The organism is Streptomyces sp. NPDC005955 (genome assembly GCF_042871255.1).
Classification (GTDB): domain Bacteria; phylum Actinomycetota; class Actinomycetes; order Streptomycetales; family Streptomycetaceae; genus Streptomyces.
Window position 1 is genome coordinate 25,756 of record NZ_JBIAIF010000019.1, and the last position, 18,532, is coordinate 44,287.

The following is an 18,532-nucleotide window of genomic DNA, read 5'->3' on the forward strand; positions in this document are numbered from 1 at the left end:
GGCCCCGCCACACCGTCACCAACAGCATAGCGACCCTCACTGACAGCCACCTGAGCACGGATACTCAGATGCTCAGACGGCCGCCGGCGCGCAGTCGGAGCGTCATGCGCGGGAGTGACCGTCACGACGTCGGGACCTGTCGCGGACGGTCACGGCGACGCCCGCGAGTACCGCGGCCAGGACCGTGGCGGCGACGGTCACGTACGTGGCGAGGCGGGCGTCCCGATCGGCGGCGGATTCGCCGAGGTCGACCCGTGGTGCCGTGGGGGCCTCGGCGCGGTTGACGCCTTCGTCGGCGACGGGCGCGTCGACGGGGCGGTCGTCCTCGGTGAGGGCGCGCACGGGGTCGACGACACCCCAGCCGACGAGGCGGTCGTGGCCGGCCACCGAGCGTTCCGCGGTCTGTTGGATCTGGGCGACGATCCGGCGCGCGGGCCAGTCGGGGTGCTTGGCGCGCAGCAGGGCGGCGACCGCGGCGACGTAGGGGGCGGCGAAGCTGGTGCCGTTGTCGGCGCAGTGGCCGCCGCCGGGGACCGTGGAGACCATGTCGACGCCGGGTGCGGCGACGCCGACGAACTCGCCGGACTGGGAGAAGGGGGCGCGTTCGTTGTTGCGGTCGGAGGCCGCGACGGCGAGGACCCCGGGTTCGGACGCGGGGTAGGTGTTCTTGACGTTGCCGCCGAGTCCGTCGTTGCCGGCCGATGCGACGACGACGATCTCCGCGTCGAGCGCGGCGTTGATCTGCTGTTTGAGGTCCGGTGACGACTCGACGGCGTTCGCGGTGTCCTGGGAGATGTTGATGACGTCGGCGCCCGCGTCGATGGCGTGCCGGATGGAGGTGGCGAGGCTCGCGGCGGTGCCGTTGCCGTGGGCGTCGTTCTGGTGGATGGGGATGATCCGGGCGTCGGGGGCCAGGCCGACGAAGCCGGTGCCCTTGGCGGGGCGGGCGGCGATGAGGCCGGCGACGCGGGTGCCGTGGCCGACGGTGTCGCCGGTGCCGTCGGCCTTGCCGCGGGGCACGGGGTCGCCGTTGTCGTCCTCGGGTTCGGCGGGCAGGGAGTTGAGGCCCTTGGAAGGGTCCACCGCGCGGGTGAGTTGGGGGTGTTTGACGTCGACGCCGGTGTCGATGACGGCGACCTCGACGCCCTTGCCGGTGGACTCGTCCCACAGTTCGTCGAGGAGGACGCGTTGCAGGGCCCAGGGCCGTCCTTGGTAGGGCTTGGCGGGGAAGGTGCACTGGCCGGTGTCGGCGGCGGCGTTCGGTGCGGCGGGCAGGGTGAGGGCCGTGGCGGCGACGGCGAGGGCCGTGGTCAGGGGGGCCCTGCGGCGGGCGGAGGTGGTCGGGATGCGTGGCGGCACGGGGCGGCTCCCGTTATGAGCCCTGCGGCTGGCGGGCCGCGGCGGTGGACAGACGGGGGCCGGTGGGCAGCAGGGCGGACCACGCGGTGGGTACGGGGGTGGGTTCGGCCTTGGCGTAGCCGAGGCACGCCTGGGCGCGTTGGGCTTCCTGGAGTTGTTCCTTGCGCCGGGCTTCGGACATGCCGATGCCCGCGTCGTCGGAGGCGCTGTCGCTGTTGGACTGGAGGGCGTAGCGCAGTCCGGTGTCGGTGACGAGGAAGATGCCGCCGGTCCTGGTCTGGGCTCCGGTGACCTGGCGGAAGAGTTGGCCGGAGCCGGGGGTGACGTAGGCGCTGGAGGAGCCGCTGGGCAGGGGGGCGGGGTAGTCGGTGCCGGCCCAGGTGCTGAGGGTGGTGGCGCCGGTGTCGGGGTCGACCTTGCGCAGCACGTTGCAGACGGTGTCCCGGCCGCCGGGTCGCCCGGGGTCGTTGACGGTGCGCGGTTCGTGGGCGGGCCAGTCGCGATCGCCGGCGAAGGCGCGGCCCTCGGGGGTGAACGAGGCGGGGCCGACGTCGCGCGGGCGGCCGGCCTGGCCGAGGACGTTGAGGTCGCGGCTGCTGAGCAGGAGCTTGGCGGTGAAGTCGGAGACGGGGGCGACCTTGCCGGGCAGGACGACGTAGTGCTGGGTGCGGTCGCCGTGGGGGGCGCGCAGCACGGTGCCGATCTTGTTGGCGTCGGGGGCGAGGCTGCCGGGGGCCCCGGCGGGGTCTCCGGGGGTGCCGTCGACCTCGGGGAAGTCGACGGGGTCCCCGGTGCGCAGGGTGGCGAGCCATTCGCGGGAGACGCGCTGCGGGGCGCGGCCGTTGGTGTCGAGGGTGCGCAGGAGGAGTTCGTCGTCGTCGGGTACGCGGTACTTGGTGCCGTGGGCGTCGACGACGTGGTGGGACTCGTCGGGTCCGGTGACGTACATCAGGTCGCCGCCGCGCAGTCGTTCCCGGCCGTCGGTCAGGCCCTCCTCGCGGGGGGCGAGGACGAACGCGGCCGTCTGGATGGTCCGGCCGCCCTGTCCGGGGCGTTCGCAGACGGCCCAGCGCTTGGCCGCGTCGGCTTCCTCGGCCGGGGGGAGCCGGTCGGGTGCGTAGGGGATGCCGAGGCTGGCGCCGTGCGGGATCTCGCCCTTGTCGATGACGGACTCGTCGACGCTGATGACCTTGCCCTGGCCGGGTTCGAGGAGGAGTTTGGCGGAGGCCATGTTGAGGACGGGGTGCAGTTGGCGTTCGCCGTCGGTCTTCAGGACGACGTACCGGGTGGTGGAGTCGCTGGCGATGATGACGTTCTTGTAGGGCTCCGACCAGCCCGGCGGGGCGGAGGGTTTGAACATGCCCCAGGCGCCGAACACGGCGAGGACCAGCACGCCGACGACGATCCCGGGCACGATGCCGCGGAGCGGGCGCGGGGCGTCCTCCTCGGTGCCGCCCGGGTAGGGCCGCAGGTAGGCCGCGAGGGTGCGGCGCTTCGCGAAGGTGTAGGCGTTCAGCTCGTCGCGCCGTGATGCCATCGGTGTGTGCGTCTCCCCCGTGTGTCGCCGACGTCCGCGGAGTGCGCGGGGTGGCCGGAGCCCCGGCGTCCCTGCTCGTCGCGTACCGTCGCGCGCGGTCCTCGTCGTCCGGTCGGGCACCGCCGCGGACGGGTGGTCCACGTGGTCCGGGCGCGCGCCCCGAACGGCACGCTACCGCTCGGCGGGCGGTGTGTCCGGTGCGGTGGGTCCCGGGGGTGCGGGCGGTGTCCGACGTGTTGTCGGACCGGGCACCTACTATGCCTGGTACGTGGTCGGGTACGGGGGGCGGGTAGGGTGAGCGGCCCTTAACCGCCTTACTGGCCAGTGGATTTCGGAAGAGTGCGGGGAATTCGGGGCCAGCAGGACATCGGGGGTCATGGAGTGAGGGTTTCCGCGACGCGGACCCGTTCGCGGTCCCGCTCGGGGTCGTCGGGAACGGCTCCGGCGGCCGGTGTCGATGCCGGTTCCGAGCGGTCCTCCGTCACCGCCGTGGCGCCGCGGCTCGCTGCTCGTTCGGGGCGGGCGGGCGGCGGGGGGCGCGGGTCGTTCCGTTGGCAACGGCTCGCGTTGGTCGAGGTGGCGGCTGCGCTGGTGCTCGTCGCGTGGGTGGTCGATCCGGTCGCGCTGGCGGTCGTGGCGCCGGTGGCGTTGGTCCTGTTGTCGCTGGCGTTGGTGCGTCGGCGGGGGCGTTCGTTGCCCGAGTGGTTGGCGACGGTGTGGAGTTTCCGGTCCCGGACGCGTCGGGCCCGGTCGTGGACGGTGCCGCCCGGTACGGAACCGGGGTTGGCGCCGGCGGTGGAGTGCGCGCCGGCGCTGCGGACCTACCGGTTCGCGCCGGGGGGCAATCGGGATCGACGGCCGGTGGGGATGGTCGGCGACGGCGGTTTCCTGACGGTGGTGCTCCAGGTGGAGTCGGACACGACGGCCCTGCGCGCCGAGCGGGAGCGGCGGCCGTTGCCGTTGAGCCTGGTCCGGGACGCCCTGGTGGTGGACGGGATCAGGCTGGAGTCGGCGCAGGTGGTGGTGCACACGCAGCCCGCTCCGGCACCGCACCTGCCGCAGGACGCGATAGCGGTCACCAACTACGCCCGGTTGCACGTCGGGGTGACCGCTCCGGCGGTGCGACTCACCTGGGTGGCACTGAAGTTGGACCCGGAGTTGTGTCCGGAGGCGGTGGCGGCGCGCGGGGGCGGCCTGGTGGGGGCGCAGAAGTGCGTGGCGCGTTCGGCGCAGCACCTCGCGAGCCGGCTGACGGGGGCGGGGTTCCGGGTGTCGGTGTTGACGGACGAGGAGTTGACGGCCGCGGTGGCGACCTCGGCGGGCGCCCATCCGTTGGTGACGGCTCAGGCGGGGCGTACGGAGGTGCCGCAGCGGCGCACCGAGGAGTCGAGTCGTAGTTGGCGGTGTGACAACGGCCGCCACACGGCGTACTGGATACGCCGTTGGCCGCCGTTGGGCGGTACGGGTGAGCCGTTGACGGCGGTGGTGGCGCGGCTCACGGCGGTGCCGGCGCTGGCGACCACGTTCAGTCTGACGTTGGACGGGGGCGGTCGGGACGTGGGGGTGCGGGGGCACCTCAGGGTCTCGGGTCGTACGGAGAGCGAGTTGACGGCGGCCCGCCGGGCGTTGGAGCAGACGGCGCGCGAGGCCCGGGTGGGGCTGGCGCGGTTGGACCGGGAGCAGTTGCCGGGCGTGTTGGCCACGTTGCCGTTGGGGGGTGTGCGCTGATGGGTGCCGTCCCGCCGGAGCAGGTCACGCGGGGGTCGCGCGCGTGGTTGCGGTCGGGGCTCGGAATGCTGGGTCCCCGGCACCAGCGGCATGCGCTGTCCGTGGAGCAGTTCGACGCGTTGGCGCTGCCGGTGGGCGACGACGGGGTGGTGATCGGGGTGGATGCGCAGGACCAGCCCGCGGTGCTGAGCGTGAACCGGCCGACGCCGTACGACGTGGTGCTCATCGGCGGGTTGTGGACCGCGCAGGTGTTGGCGCTGCGCATCGCGGCGACGGGTGTCCGGGTGGCGGTCGAGACGGGTCGGGCGCAGATGTGGACGGGGCTCGCGCAGGCGGCCGGCGGCGCGGTGCAGTGCGTGGCGTTGCACGGGGTGGGCAAGGTCCCTCCCCAGGGTGCGACGGCGGGCCAACCGGTGGTGGTGGTCCGGGACTGCGGGATGCGGCCGCCGCGCGGACGGGTGGTGTCGGCGCCGTGGCAGTCGGTGGTGACGTTGCTGCCGTATCTGAGCCCGGTGGCCCCGCGGTTGATGCGGCAGGCCCGGCTGGTGGGGGTGCAGCGGGTGTCACCGGACGAGGCGGCGGAGATCGGGCGGGTCCTGGCGCTGCCCCGCGAGGACGTGGCGTCGCTGCCGAACCTCGCGGACGGGGTGACGCTGTGGTGCGCGGACCGGAGCCGTCACTACGTGATGACGCGCCCGACGGACATCGAGGAGGGGCTGCTCGGTCTGGCCCGCCGTATGGATTGATCGGGTGGCGACCGATCGGGTACGGATTCACCCCGTGTTGACGTCGTGTTGACGTGGCGTTGACCGTGTGACGGGCCGGCCGGCGGTCGGACGTCCGACTGGTCGGGCGTGAGAACCCTCGTCGGCGCGGGAAGGCTGTCGGTGCGGGGACCGGTACTGGTGTTCTCGGGCTGACGCGATCGGGCGGTCACCCCGGGGGGTCTTTCGGGACCGTGACGAATGTGCCACGTCCGACCCACCCGATCGGGCCGGGACTTGACCCGGTTTGCCCGCATACCGGGTGGGTGGGGCGGCGGTTGCCGATCTGCGGCGGGGGCACGGGTCGTGGTGGGGCGGTGGACGGGCCTGCCGTACCGACGCTTCGGGTGATTAGGCTGGGACCGGGCGCGTCTTCGCATCCCCTTGCGCGGTCGAGAGCGGCCCGGGGAAGGCCCGGCGGACCGGCGGCGAGGTCCGGACCCGGGAACGACGCCCGCCATCGCGGCAAGCAGGGTGCTCGACCACACCAGGAGGAATTGTGAACAGCGATCGGGACGGGAAGCGCGGGGGCTGGGCCACACCCGACGATGACCAGTCCGACGCCGAGTCCGCCGTCGAGGCGACGGGCGAGTTCACCATCGACTACGCCCCTCCTGCCTGGTACACGCAGAACTCCTCGGGGAGCGCGGGTGAGACTCCTTCGCCCTCCCCGGGCACGCCGCCGCCCGTGCCCGCCGCGCCCCCTGTGGTTCCCCCCGTCCCCCCTGCCGCCGAGTCGCCCGTGCTGCCGTCCCAGACGCCGCGGGAGCCGTCCTCCGGGGCCTACGCACCACCGCCGCCCACCGGTTCGGCCCTGCCGTTGCCGCCCCCGCCGGGCATCGGGGCGTCCACCGGCGCCCTGGTGCCGGGGTTGCCGCTCGGTTCGGGGTTCCAGCCGGCGACGCCTGAGCCCGCGGTGCCCGTCGCCTCCTCCGAGCCCGCCGGGGCTCCGCCCGCCGGAGCCGACGGCAGCCGGGCGGACGCCGGCGGTGACCGTGACGGCGACCTGGAGAGCGGGGCGACGATGCGGATCTCCGTCACCGCGCTGAAGCGGGAGTTGGCGGAACGCCCCGACCCGGCCGACGGATCGGACGCCGTTCCGTCCGACGACGTGCCCGCCCCGGCCACCACGGCCGCGGGGGCCGACGGCGGGGAGGACGTTCCGGCGCGGGACGAGGCCCCCGACGACGCACGGCCCGAGACGGCGTCCGTGGCCGAGTCCGGGACCGGGCCCGAGGTCGGGTCCGAGACCGGGTCCGGGGCGGGGTCCGGGTCCGGGGACGCCGAAGCAGTGGTCGACGCCGCCACCGGCACGGACGGCAGCGTCCCCGCGGCCGTGCCCGACGTGGTGCCGCAGGACGGCCCGCCCGGCGACGCGCCCGCAGCCCCGCAAGCGGCTCCGGCCGCGGGCGTACCGCCCCAGTGGACGTCACCACCCGCTCAGCAGGGGGCGCTCCCCCCGCTGCCGCCGGCGTTCCGGGCGGCCGCCCCCGGCGGCCCGGCCGGACCGTGGCCCACGCCGGACACCCCGGCAGCCCCGACGCCGCCGGCCGCTCCGGCCGCTCCGGCCGCTCCGGCCGCCTCGTCACCGCCCGCCGCGCCCGCTCCGGCACCGGCACCGGCACCGGCACCGGCACCGGCACCGGCACCAGTGCAGCAGCCCGCCGTCGCCCCGCAGGCGCCGCAGGGCGTACCGGGGGTCTGGGGCCGTCCCACCGCGCCGGGCACACCGGACGCGCAGGGAACGCCGGGGGCCGTGGGCGGCCACCCAGTACCCGGGGGCTACGGGTTCCCCCAGCCCCCCGTACCCCAGGTGCCCCCCGCACCGCCGACCTCCGCGCCCCTGGCTCCGCAGTCGCCTCAGACGCCTCAGTCACCTCAGACACCTCAAGTAGCCCAGCCGTCCCAGGCGCTACCGGCGCCCCAGCAGCAACCGGGCCCCGCCCTGCCCGCTCCGCACCAGTTGCCCGACCCGCAGGCACCGGGATTCCCCCAGCAGGGGTACCCGCAGCCGTACGCCCAGGACGCTCCGCAACCGCCCGCCGGCGGTTACGGCTTCCCCCAACAGCCGCCCGCCCACCCCGGGGTCCAGCAGCCCGGTCCTGGCGCGCCGGCGGCGTCCTACCCGCAACCGTTGCCCCAGGAGAACCCGCAGGTCCCGCCCTCCCCGTACGGTCAGCAGCCGGTCGATCCGCGGGCCGGCGCAGCGTGGCCGCAGCCGCTCCAGCACGACCAGCGCGAGCGGACCTCGCCCGGCGCCCCGCTCGGGTACACGGCCGCGGTGGAGTTGTCCTCCGACAGGCTGCTCAACAGCAAGAAGCAGCGGGCGAAGAGCAGCAGGCCGGTCGGCGGCGGTTCACGGTTCCGGCTGGGCGGCAAGAAGGAGGAGGCGGAGCGTCAGCGCAAGCTCCAACTCATCCGCACGCCCGTGCTGTCCTGCTACCGCATCGCCGTCATCAGTCTGAAGGGCGGTGTCGGGAAGACGACCACGACGACCGCGCTCGGGTCGACGCTGGCCAGCGAGCGGCAGGACAAGATCCTGGCGATCGACGCCAACCCGGACGCGGGCACCCTCGGGCGCCGGGTCCGGCGGGAGACCGGTGCGACCATCCGTGACCTGGTGCAGGCGATCCCGTACCTGCACTCGTACATGGACATCCGGCGGTTCACCTCGCAGGCGTCCTCCGGGCTGGAGATCATCGCCAACGACGTGGACCCGGCGGTGTCCACGACGTTCAACGACGAGGACTACCGGCGGGCGATCGACGTGCTCGGCCGGCAGTACCCGATCGTGCTGACGGACTCCGGTACGGGTCTGCTGTACAGCGCGATGCGCGGGGTGCTGGACCTCGCCGACCAGCTCATCATCGTCTCGACGCCGTCGGTGGACGGGGCGAGCAGTGCGAGCACCACGCTGGACTGGCTCTCCGCGCACGGGTACGCGGAGTTGGTGGCCCGTTCGGTGACCGTGATCTCCGGGGTGCGGGAGACCGGGAAGATGATCAAGGTGGAGGACATCGTCAGCCACTTCCAGACGCGCTGCCGGGGTGTCGTCGTCGTGCCCTTCGACGAGCACCTCGCGGCGGGGGCCGAGGTCGACCTCGACATGATGCGCCCCAAGGTCCGTGAGGCGTACTTCAACCTGTCGGCGCTCGTCGCGGAGGACTTCGCGCGCGCCCAGCAGGTCCAGGGCCTGTGGACCTCGGACGGGAACCCGCCGCCGCAGCTCGCCCCGCCCATGCCGGGTCCGGGCCAGCCCGCCGTTCCCGGCCAGCCGTCCGTCCCGGAGCAGCCGGGCTTCCCCGGTCAGCAGCCCGTTCCGGGCCACCCGGCGCCCCCTCCCGTGCAGCAGGGCTTCCCGGGCCGGCCCGGTGTTCCCGGTCAGCCGTACCCGCAGCAGGCGCCCGGCGCGCCCGGTGCCGCGTACGGCTGGCCGCAGCAGCCCGCGCCCGGGCAGCAGCCGCCGGTCGCGGGGCAGCCGCCCGTTCCCGGCCAGCCGTACCCGGCACCGGGTCAGCCCGGCGGGTACGGGTTCCCGCCGGGGCAGCCCGCGGGGACCCCACCGGTCGCGCCGGCAGCGGCACCGGTGCCCGGACCGTGGCCGGGGCACCCGGCCGCCGCGCCGCTCCCGGAGCAGCAGTCGGCGGACGGCCCGGCCGACGCGCGGCCGAACCTCCCGGGCGCTCCGGACGGCCCGCCCCCGGCGCCCCCCACGGGCTCCGGCCAGTAGGGTCCGCCCGCGCACGACGGACCGCGCGCACGTACCGCCCCGAGGTCCCGCCCCGACGTTCCGGAGCGGGACCTCCGGCATGCCGGGGACATCATCACCCCCGGCGCGCGCCCACCCACAGGGCGCGCACGACGCACCGCGCGCCGCCCGGTCGGCCCCGTGCACGCGCTTCACCCCGATGCGCCCCGGTACACGTTTGCGCAGGCCATGGGGGGTACGCGGGGATGGCGGTCGTTGACCCGGGGTCCGGGCGCTGATAGACACGCCTGATCCCCCGCCCGCTGTCACATCATCACTCCACAGCCTTCCTCCCCCCTCCTGCTGTTTCTTCCTTCAGCTCCTTCCTCCCTCGAACCTCCCTGCGATCCTCCGTTCCCCCGCGAGCCCTGACGCGAGGTCACGAACCATGGAGCCCGAGCCGCCCGGACCAGCCCCCTCCCCCACGCCACCCGCCACCCGCCGGACGCTTCCGGTCACCGTCCGCTGCGCGTTGCGCGGCGCCGCCCTGGCCGCCTCGCTCGCCCTGCTGTCCGCGACGGTGGCCCCGGCCGCGTCGACGCCCGCGGTGACGACGGACGCCGCCGCCGCCGAGCGCGGGGGGCCGCCCCGGACGCTGAAGGTCGCCGTGTCGCAGAGCGTCGACTCGCTGAACCCGTTCCTCGCCTCACGGCTCATCAGCACCAGCGTGCACCGGCTGATGTACGAGTACCTCACCAACTACGACCCGGTGGACAACCGCACCGTGCCCGGCCTCGCGACCTCGTGGCGGCCGTCCGCCGACAAGCTCACCTGGACGTACACGATCCGTTCCGACGCCCGCTGGTCGGACGGGGTGCCGGTGACCGCCGACGACGTGGCGTGGACGTTCCGGACGATGATGACCGACGAGGCGGCGGGCGCCGCGAACGGCAGTTACGTCGGCAACTTCCGCGAGGTCACCGCGCGGAGCCCCACCGTCCTGGTGATCACGCTGCGCACCCCCCAGGCGACGATGACCGCCCTGGACGTGCCGATCGTGCCCCGGCACGTCTGGGAGAAGACGGGTGACGTCGTGGGCGTCACCAACGACGACGGCTTCCCGGTCGTCGGCAGCGGACCGTTCGTCCTGGTCGACTACGAGCCCGACAGCTACGTACGGCTCCGGGCCAACCCCGACTTCTGGCGGGGCGCGCCCGGTTTCGACGAGTTGCTGCTCACGTACTACAAGGACGGTGACGCGGCGGTGGCCGCGCTGCGCAAGGGGGAGGTCTCGTTCGTCCAGGGCCTGACGCCGGCCCAGGCGAGGTCGCTGGCCGACGAACCGCACATCACCGTGAACGACGCGCCGGGCCGTCGCTTCTACGCCCTGGCCACCAACCCGGGGGCCCGCACCCGGGACGGGCGGCGCTTCGGTGACGGGCACCCCTCGCTCCTGGACCCGCGGGTGCGGCGGGCCCTGTTCATGGCGGTGGACCGGGACGCGCTGGTCGACCGGGTGTTCCAGGGGCACGCGGTCCGCGGCGAGGGGTACCTCCCGCCGCGTTTCGCCGCCTACCACTGGCGGCCGTCCGCGGAGCAGCGCGTGCCCCACGACCCGGCGGGGGCGGCCCGGCTGCTGGACCGGGCCGGGTACCGCAAGAACGCCGACGGGCAGCGGATCGGGGCGGACGGGGAGCCGATCACGTACCGCGTGCTGTGTCACGCCACCGACCCCAACGACAAGGCGATCGGTCGCTACCTCCAGGAGTGGTACGCCGAGTTGGGGATCGGGGTGGAGGTCGAGTGCCTGGACAACGTCACCGATCCCTGGACGGCCGGCGAGTACGACCTGGCCTTCGACGGCTGGTCGGTCAACCCCGACCCCGACTTCGTCCTGGCCCTGCACACCTGTGCCGCGCTCCCCGAGTCCCCGGGGGTGCCGGGCGCCACGGACAACTTCCTCTGCGACCGGCGCTACGACGAGCTGTACGCACGCCAACTCGCCGAGTACGAACCCGACCGGCGCGCCGAGTTGGTGCGGCAGATGCAGTCGCGGCTGTACGACACCGGGTACATGAACGTGCTGGCGTACCCGAACGCCGTGGAGGCGTACCGGTCGGACCGGATCGGTTCGATCACGACGATGCCCGCCGCCGCGGGCAACATCTACGGTCAGGACGGTTACTGGAGTTGGTGGTCGGCGACCCCGGCGCGGCCCTACCGGCCGGACGGGGGCGCGGCCCCAGGTCGGGTGCTGGTCGGGCTCGCCGCGACGGGTGCGGTCCTCGCCTGCGGCGCGGGAGCCGTGGCGCTGCGCCGCCGGGCCACGGTGGACGACCGTGAGTAGCGCACCGGGGCTGCTGGGGGCGCCGGGGCGGTCCCGTACGGGGCGTCCGGGGGCGGCGGCCTCCGGGTACGCCCGGTACGCGGCGGGCCGACTGGCGGGCGCGGCGGTGTCGCTGCTGGCCGTGCTGGTGACCGGGTTCTTCCTGTTCCGGCTGGTCCCCGGCGATCCGGTGAAGTTCATGACCGGTGGGCGTCCGGTGTCGGCGGAACAACTGGCCGCCTACCGGAGCGAGTTCGGACTCGACCTGCCGTGGTGGCAGCAGTTCACGGACTACTGCGGACGGGCGCTGACGGGTGACCTCGGCTCGTCGTACCAGTTCCGCACGCCGGTGCTCGACAAGATCGTGGAGGCACTGCCGAACACCTTGCTGCTGACGGGTACGGCGTTCGCCCTGTACACGGCCCTCGGGGTGTTCCTGGGTACGCGTGCGGCCTGGCGCCGGGGCGGTCCCGGCGACCGGTTCCACACCGGGCTGGCGTTGACCTTGTACTCGGTGCCGTCGTTCTGGCTGGGGCTGCTGCTGATCGTCGTCTTCTCGGTGGGCGCCGGGCCGGTGCCGGGGCTGTTCCCCACGGGCGGGATGGAGTCGGGCACCTCGCAGGGCGTCGGGTACGTGCTGGACGTCGCGCACCACCTGGTGCTGCCGGTGGTCACCCTGGTCGCGGTGGAGTACGGGCAGACCCTGCTGGTGACCCGGTCGGCGCTGCTGGACGAGGTGGACGCCGACTACCTGACCACGGCCCGCGCCAAGGGCCTGCGGGACGTGCACGTCCGCCGACGGCACGCGGTGCCGAACGCGGCGCTGCCGACGGTCACCCTGGTCTTCGTCAACCTGGGGCGGGTCGTCGCGGGCACCATCCTGGTGGAGACGGTGTTCTCCTGGCCGGGTCTGGGCGGACTGTTCTACCAGGCGCTCAGCGTGCCCGACCTGCCGCTGGTCCAGGGGCTGTTCCTGGTGTTCGCGGCGGCCGTGATCCTGATGAACACGGTGGCCGACCTGATCTGTCCGTTCCTCGATCCCCGGGTGGGCCGATGACCGTGCGCACCGACACCGTCCTGCCGCCGCCGGGACGCGCACCCGGCCCGCGGGCCCTCGCCCGGAAACGGCGGCGTGAGAGCGCCGCCCGGTTCTGGCGCCGCTACCGCGCCCACCGCTCGGGGGTGCTGGGGCTCCTCGCCCTGGTGTTGTGCGGACTGCTCGCGCTGACCGCCCCGTGGACCGTGGGGGACGAGGTGCGCAGTGTGACGCGGGCGACGGGCGGGCCGATGGAGGGGCCGAGCGCCGCGTTCTGGCTGGGCACCGACCAGTTCGGGCGGGACCTGTTCGGGTTGCTGGTGTGGGGTGCGCGGGTGTCGCTGATGGTGGGGCTGCTGGCGGCGGTGCTGTCGGTGGCGATCGGTGCGCTGGTGGGGATCACGGCGGGGCACTTCCGGGGCTGGTACGGGACGGTGGCGATGCGGGTCACGGACTGGTTCCTGGTGATGCCGACGCTGGTCCTGGCGATCGCGCTGGCCACCGTGCTGTCCCGTTCGCTGGGCACCGTCGTGCTGGCGATCGGGGTGACGACCTGGCCGACCACGGCCCGGTTGGTGCGGGCGCAGACGATGGCCGTGGAGTCCCGCCCGTACATCGAACGGGCCCGGGCGCTCGGCGGCGGGCACCGGCACGTCATGGTGCGGCACGTGGTGCCGAACGTGCTGCCGCTGGTGCTGGCGCAGACCACGCTCGGCATCTCGGGGGCGATCCTCGCCGAGGCCACGCTGGCGTTCCTGGGGCTCGGCGATCCCACGGTCACGTCCTGGGGCGGAATGCTCCAGGACGCGCGGGAGGCGGGGGCGGTCAGCGCGGGCCACTGGTGGTACCTGGTGCCGCCGGGCCTGGCCATCGCGGCGGTGGCGCTGGCGTTCACGCTCTGCGGGCGCGCCGTCGAGTCGGTACTGAACCCGAGGTCGGGAGCGGCACGATGAGCGGACCCCTGCTCCAGGTGCGGGACCTGACGGTGACCTACCCGGGCGGGTCGGCGGCCGTGCGCGGGGTGGACCTCTCGCTGGCGGCGGGCCAGCGGCTGGGGATCGCCGGTGAGTCGGGGTGCGGCAAGTCGACCCTGGCACTGGCCCTGCTGCGGCTGCTGCCGACCGGGACGGTGACGCGGGGCACGGTCCTGCTCGACGGCGAGGACGTGCTGACCATGCGGTGGGGGCGGCTGCGGGCGGTGCGCTGGGCGGGCGCGTCGATCGTCTTCCAGGGGGCGATGCACTCGTTGAACGCGGTGCGTCGGATCGGCGACCAGATCGCCGAACCGGTCCTGCTGCACCACCGGGCGAGCCCCGCGCAGGCCCGGCGACGGGCGGGGGAACTCCTCGAACAGGTCGGTCTGCCGGCCGGCCGGGCGCACGCCTACCCGCACGAGCTGTCCGGCGGTCAACGTCAACGGGTCATGATCGCGATGGCGCTGGCCTGCGATCCACGGCTGATCGTGGCGGACGAGCCGACGACCGCGCTGGACGTGATGGTGCAGGCCCAGGTCCTCGACCTGTTGGACGGCCTGGTCACGGACCGCGGACTCGGGCTGATCATGATCAGCCATGATCTGGCGGTGCTCGCGGACCGTTGCGACCGGCTGGCGGTGATGTACGCGGGCCGGATCGTCGAGGAGGGCCCGGCGCGCCGGGTCCACGAGGACCCGTTGCACCCCTACGGGAGGGCGTTGGCGGGGTCGTTCCCGCGGATCGGCGATCCGGCTTCCCGGTTCGCGCCCCGGGGGCTGCCGGGTGATCCTCCCGATCCGGCGGCGCTCCCGTCCGGCTGTGCGTTCCGGCCCCGGTGCCCGGTGGCCCTCGACGGCTGCGAACGGGACGACCCCGCGCTGCGGGAGGCCGACGGCACGCCGGACCTCGACGTCGGGGCGCGCCGGGCGGCCTGTGTGCTGATCGGGGTCGGCGGGGTGCCGGGCCCGGGGGCGGTCCCCGCGCTGGAGGGCCGCCCGATGGACGGAACCGACGGGGCGGACGGGGTCGGTGGTACCGGGCCGCTGGTGGGTGGACCGGACGCGCCGGGACCCGAGCCCGAGGACGGAGTGAGGAGCGGAACCACCCCATGAACGACCACCCCGTGAACGACCAGCCCAGAGGCGACCAGCCCGTGAACGACGCCCTGCTCAGCGCCCGGGGCCTGCACGTGGTCTTCCCCGGCCGCCCGGGCGCGGCCGGGGCCCGCGCCGTCGACGGAGTGGACCTCGACGTCCACCGCGGCGAGATCGTGGCCCTGGTCGGCGAGTCCGGCTGTGGCAAGTCGACGCTCGCCCGGACCCTGCTCGGCCTGGTGCGCCCCACCTCAGGCACCGTCGGCTACGCCGGGGCGCCGCTGGCGTACGGCGGACGGGCCCTCAAGGCGTACCGTGCACGGGCCCAGTTGGTGCTCCAGGACCCGAGCGGCTCGCTGAACCCCCGGCACACGGTGTACGAAGCGGTGGCCGAGGGGCTGCGCATCCACCGGTACGGGGGCGACGAGCGGGCCGCGGTGACGGGAGCCCTGTCCCGGGCCGGGCTACGACCGCCGGAACGCTTCCTCCTGCGCTACCCGCACGAACTCTCGGGCGGCCAGCGACAGCGCGTGGTGATCGCGGGGGCCCTGGTCCTGGAACCCGAACTCCTCGTCGCCGACGAGCCGGTGGCCTCCCTGGACGCCTCCGTGCGCGGGGAGATCCTGGCCCTGCTGCTGCGGCTGCGGTCCGAACTCGGGCTGTCCGCACTGGTGGTGACGCATGACCTGGGCCTGGCGTGGAACATCGCCGACCGGGTGGCGGTGATGTACCTGGGCCGGATCATCGAGACGGGACCCGTGGAGCGGGTGCTGACGACTCCTCAGCACCCGTACACCCAGGCCCTGTTGTCCGTGCTGCCGGAGACGCCCGGGGCGGCGGTCGTGCTGTCCGGTGAGCCGCCGGACCCGGCCCGCGTCCCCGCGGGTTGCCGGTTCCACGTGCGCTGTCCGGTCCTCGCGGACGGCCGGGCCGAACGCGCGGGCGTGTCCCGGTCCTGCCGGACCCGCGACCTCCCGGTACTGACCGCCACGGCGACCCGTACCGCGTGCCACTGGGCGGACACCCGCCCCGGCTAGGACGGACCGGCTAGGACGCCTCGGCGATCAGCGTCTTCGACTGCCGGACGTCCTCCGCCATCGCGACCAGCAGGTCGTCGATGGTCTCGAACTTGACCATGCCCCGCACGTACGCCAGGAAGTCGACGGCGACGTGCAGCCCGTACAGGTCCAGGTCGACCCGGTCGATGGCGTACGCCTCCACCGTGCGGGCGGTGCCGTCGAAGGTGGGGTTGGTGCCCACCGAGATCGCCGCGGGCATCGACTCGTCCCCGACCTGGAGCCATCCCGCGTACACCCCGTCCGCGGGGATCGCGGTGTGCGGCAGCGTCTCCACGTTCGCGGTGGGGTAGCCCAGCTCACGGCCGCGCTGGGCGCCGCGGACGACGACGCCCTCGACGCGGTGCGGACGGCCGAGGATCTCCGCCGCGCCCGCCACGTCGCCCTCGGCGACCAGCCGCCGGGTGAGGGTGGACGAGAAGGGTTCGCCGCCGCCCGCCTCCCCGGTGACGCACAGGTCGATGACCTCGACGGCGTAGTCGTACGTTCCGCCCAGCTCGGACAGGAGGGCGACGTTCCCGGCGGCGCGGTGGCCGAACCGGAAGTTGGGGCCCTCGACGACGGCCCGTGCGTGCAGCTTGTCGACGAGCACCTTGACCACGAAGTCCGCGGGCGACAGCCGGGAGAACTCGGTGGTGAACGGCAGGATCAGCAGGGCGTCGACGCCAAGCTCCGCCATCAGTTCGGCGCGGCGGTGGTGCGGGGCGAGCAGCGGGGGGTGGCTACCGGGTCGGACGACCTCGCTGGGGTGCGGGTCGAAGGTGACGACGACGGAGGGGACGCCCAGCTCCCGGGCGCGGGCCACGGTACGGCCGATGATCAGCTGATGCCCGCGGTGGACCCCGTCGTAGGACCCGATCGTGACGACGCTGCGCCCCCAGTCCTCGGGGATGTCCTCCAAGCCACGCCAGCGCTGCACTGTGCCGCTCCTTGTCGCATTCCTGGTCTCACCTGTGGCGGTCCGGCGACCGCGGTCCTGGCCGGATCCGCGCACGCGTCGGATCCGCAGGTCTAAGAGTGCCATGCCCCTCACGCGCAGTCGGCATCGGCATCCGCCGCGGGCGGGACGCGACCCCGGCGGGTCGGTCCGCGCCCCGGCGGTCCGGACGGGGGCGTCGCCGTCGTCAGGCGAAGACGGCCAGGCTCTTCGCCTTGCCCCGGGATTCCTCCACCAGCACGATGAACCGGCCGTCGGAGTCGTACACCCCGACCGCGCCCGCTCCGGCGTACTCGTCGGGCATCTCCAGCCGCACTCCGTTGAGCAGCAGCTTGGCGCGCCGGGTGTCGACGTCCCAGCGGGGGAACGCGGCGGCGGCGGCCTCGGCGACCGGCATGACGGTGAGTTCGCGCTGGAGGTCGTCGAGGGTCCGGGCGGAGTCCAGCTTGTAGGGGCCGACCCGGGTGCGGCGCAGCGCGGTGAGGTGTCCGCCGACGCCCAGCGCGGCCCCGAGGTCCCGGGCGAGCGCCCGGATGTACGTCCCGGAGGAGCACACCACGGAGACGACGAGGTCCAGCACGGGCGTGCCGTCCTCGGCGACGGCCGGTCGGACGTCGTACACGGCGAACGACGACACGGTGACGGGGCGGGCGGGGATCTCGAAGTCCTCGCCCTCCCGGGCCCGCTTGTAGGAGCGCTTGCCGTCGATCTTGATGGCGCTGACCTTGGACGGGACCTGCATGATGTTCCCGGTCAGCACGGCGACCTCGGCGTCGATGGCCTCGCGGGTCACCTCGGAGGCCGGGGTGGAGGTCAGGACGTCGCCCTCGGCGTCGTCGGTGACGGTGTCCTGGCCGAGCCGGATGGTGCCGAGGTACTCCTTCTCGGTGAGCGCGAGGTGCCCGAGGAGCTTGGTCGCGCGCTCGACGCCGAGGACGAGGACGCCGGTGGCCATGGGGTCGAGGGTTCCGGCGTGGCCGACCCGCCGGGTGCGGGCGATGCCGCGCATCTTGGCGACCACGTCGTGCGAAGTGAAGCCCGACGGCTTGTCCACGATGACGAGGCCGTCGGGCACTGGGGGCTTGCTGGTCATGCTCGGGAGACGCCGCCGTTCTGCTCGTCGTCCCCGTCGGCGGACGCCTCGGGGGCCTCAGGAGCCTCGGGGGCGTCGGGCGCCGCGTCCTCGTCGGCGGGCTTGCGGTAGGGGTCGGCCCCGCCCGCGTAGGTGGCGCCCGCGGAGGTCTCGCGGACCTTCGCGTCGGACGCCCGGGCCCGGTCGAGGAGGCCCTCGATGGTGCGGGCGGTGTCGGGGAGCGCGTCGGCGACGAAGGTGAGGGTCGGGGTGAACTTCACGCCCGCGGCGCGGCCCACCTCGGAGCGGAGCACGCCCTTGGCGCTCTCCAGCCCGGCCGCGGCGGCGGCCCGCTCCTCGTCGTCCCCGTACACGGTGTAGAAGACGGTCGCTTCCCGCAGGTCACCGGTGACCCGGGTGTCGGTGATGGTGACATGGGTGCCCAGCCGGGGGTCCTTGATCCCACGCTGGAGCTTCTGGGCCACCACCTCCCGGATGAGGTCCGCCAGCCTCTTAGCCCGCGCGTTGTCGGCCACTGGTCCGTCTCCTTCTTGAAAACCTTGCGTGTGCTGCTCGTACTGGGTCGGCCGGTCCTCGTGGGGCCGACCGTGTCGTGGGGACGCGGCTGCGTCAGTCGTCGTCCCGGTGGAGCCTGCGCCGTACGGACAGGAGTTCCACTTCCGGCCGTCCCGCAACCAGCCTTTCGCAGCTGTCGAGGAGCTCGGCCAGGTGCCCGGTGTCCCCGGACACCGCCGCGAGACCGATCTCGGCCCTGCGGTGGAGGTCCTGGTTGCCGGTCTCCGCGACGCTCACCGCGTGCGTGCGTCGGAGTTCCGCGACGATCGGCCGTACCAGTGAACGCTTCTCCTTGAGCGAGTGGACGTCGCCGAGGAGCAGATCGAAGGACAGGGTCCCCACGTACATGTGTGTCCGGATGTCCC

14 protein-coding genes are annotated in these 18,532 nt (G+C 74.0%); 8 read left to right on the plus strand and 6 right to left on the minus strand.

All coding sequences use genetic code 11. From position 1 onward, the window contains the following. Window positions 1–102 precede the first annotated feature (102 nt). On the minus strand, window positions 103–1,359 hold the full coding sequence (gene mycP, locus ACFYOU_RS31280; protein ID WP_391310401.1) for a type VII secretion-associated serine protease mycosin: 1,257 nt from the start codon (window positions 1,357–1,359) through the stop codon (window positions 103–105). Window positions 1,360–1,372: 13 nt separating this feature from the next. Beyond that, entirely contained in the window at window positions 1,373–2,896 is a 1,524-nt protein-coding gene (gene eccB, locus ACFYOU_RS31285) for a type VII secretion protein EccB (protein WP_391310403.1), read from the minus strand. 381 nt (window positions 2,897–3,277) lie between these two features. Between eccB and eccE the strand changes: the two genes are divergently transcribed. The 8 genes from eccE to ACFYOU_RS31325 all read left to right on the plus strand — a co-directional run bounded on the left by eccE (window position 3,278) and on the right by ACFYOU_RS31325 (window position 15,543). Beyond that, the gene (gene eccE / locus ACFYOU_RS31290; protein WP_391310405.1) at window positions 3,278–4,624 is read left to right on the plus strand and encodes a type VII secretion protein EccE; all 1,347 of its coding nucleotides are present in this window, start codon (window positions 3,278–3,280) and stop codon (window positions 4,622–4,624) included. Further along, the gene (locus ACFYOU_RS31295; protein ID WP_391310407.1) at window positions 4,624–5,370 is read left to right on the plus strand and encodes a hypothetical protein; all 747 of its coding nucleotides are present in this window, start codon (window positions 4,624–4,626) and stop codon (window positions 5,368–5,370) included. The genes eccE and ACFYOU_RS31295 overlap by 1 nt, the downstream gene beginning before the upstream one ends. 517 nt (window positions 5,371–5,887) lie before the next feature. Further along, window positions 5,888–9,118 (plus strand): SCO5717 family growth-regulating ATPase, encoded by a 3,231-nt coding sequence (locus ACFYOU_RS31300; protein ID WP_391310408.1) that lies wholly within the window; start codon window positions 5,888–5,890, stop codon window positions 9,116–9,118. 406 nt (window positions 9,119–9,524) lie between these two features. Continuing rightward, window positions 9,525–11,423: an ABC transporter substrate-binding protein gene (locus ACFYOU_RS31305; protein ID WP_391310409.1), complete on the plus strand. Its 1,899-nt coding sequence runs from the start codon at window positions 9,525–9,527 to the stop codon at window positions 11,421–11,423. After that, window positions 11,416–12,459: an ABC transporter permease subunit gene (locus ACFYOU_RS31310; RefSeq protein ID WP_391310410.1), complete on the plus strand. Its 1,044-nt coding sequence runs from the start codon at window positions 11,416–11,418 to the stop codon at window positions 12,457–12,459. Before ACFYOU_RS31305 ends, ACFYOU_RS31310 begins: the two co-directional genes overlap by 8 nt. Beyond that, window positions 12,456–13,391, plus strand: a complete 936-nt coding sequence (locus ACFYOU_RS31315) for an ABC transporter permease subunit (RefSeq protein WP_391310412.1) — start codon at window positions 12,456–12,458, stop codon at window positions 13,389–13,391. The genes ACFYOU_RS31310 and ACFYOU_RS31315 overlap by 4 nt, the downstream gene beginning before the upstream one ends. Further along, window positions 13,388–14,524, plus strand: coding sequence for an oligopeptide/dipeptide ABC transporter ATP-binding protein (locus ACFYOU_RS31320; protein WP_391310414.1), 1,137 nt, complete (start codon window positions 13,388–13,390; stop codon window positions 14,522–14,524). The genes ACFYOU_RS31315 and ACFYOU_RS31320 overlap by 4 nt, the downstream gene beginning before the upstream one ends. Continuing rightward, the gene (locus tag ACFYOU_RS31325) at window positions 14,521–15,543 is read left to right on the plus strand and encodes an oligopeptide/dipeptide ABC transporter ATP-binding protein (RefSeq protein WP_391310416.1); all 1,023 of its coding nucleotides are present in this window, start codon (window positions 14,521–14,523) and stop codon (window positions 15,541–15,543) included. Before ACFYOU_RS31320 ends, ACFYOU_RS31325 begins: the two co-directional genes overlap by 4 nt. 10 nt (window positions 15,544–15,553) lie before the next feature. Here ACFYOU_RS31325 and ACFYOU_RS31330 read toward each other — a convergent pair whose 3' ends face one another. From ACFYOU_RS31330 to ACFYOU_RS31345, 4 genes are all read right to left on the minus strand, one after another. Then, complete coding sequence (locus ACFYOU_RS31330) at window positions 15,554–16,501, minus strand: bifunctional riboflavin kinase/FAD synthetase (protein WP_391310418.1); 948 nt, start codon at window positions 16,499–16,501, stop codon at window positions 15,554–15,556. A 205-nt stretch (window positions 16,502–16,706) separates the two neighbouring features. Further along, window positions 16,707–17,612 (minus strand): tRNA pseudouridine(55) synthase TruB, encoded by a 906-nt coding sequence (truB, locus tag ACFYOU_RS31335; RefSeq protein WP_389766510.1) that lies wholly within the window; start codon window positions 17,610–17,612, stop codon window positions 16,707–16,709. Further along, window positions 17,609–18,127: a 30S ribosome-binding factor RbfA gene (rbfA, locus tag ACFYOU_RS31340; RefSeq protein WP_389766511.1), complete on the minus strand. Its 519-nt coding sequence runs from the start codon at window positions 18,125–18,127 to the stop codon at window positions 17,609–17,611. Before rbfA ends, truB begins: the two co-directional genes overlap by 4 nt. Window positions 18,128–18,221: 94 nt before the next feature. Further along, on the minus strand, window positions 18,222–18,515 hold the full coding sequence (locus ACFYOU_RS31345; RefSeq protein ID WP_389766513.1) for a DUF503 domain-containing protein: 294 nt from the start codon (window positions 18,513–18,515) through the stop codon (window positions 18,222–18,224). Window positions 18,516–18,532 lie beyond the last annotated feature (17 nt).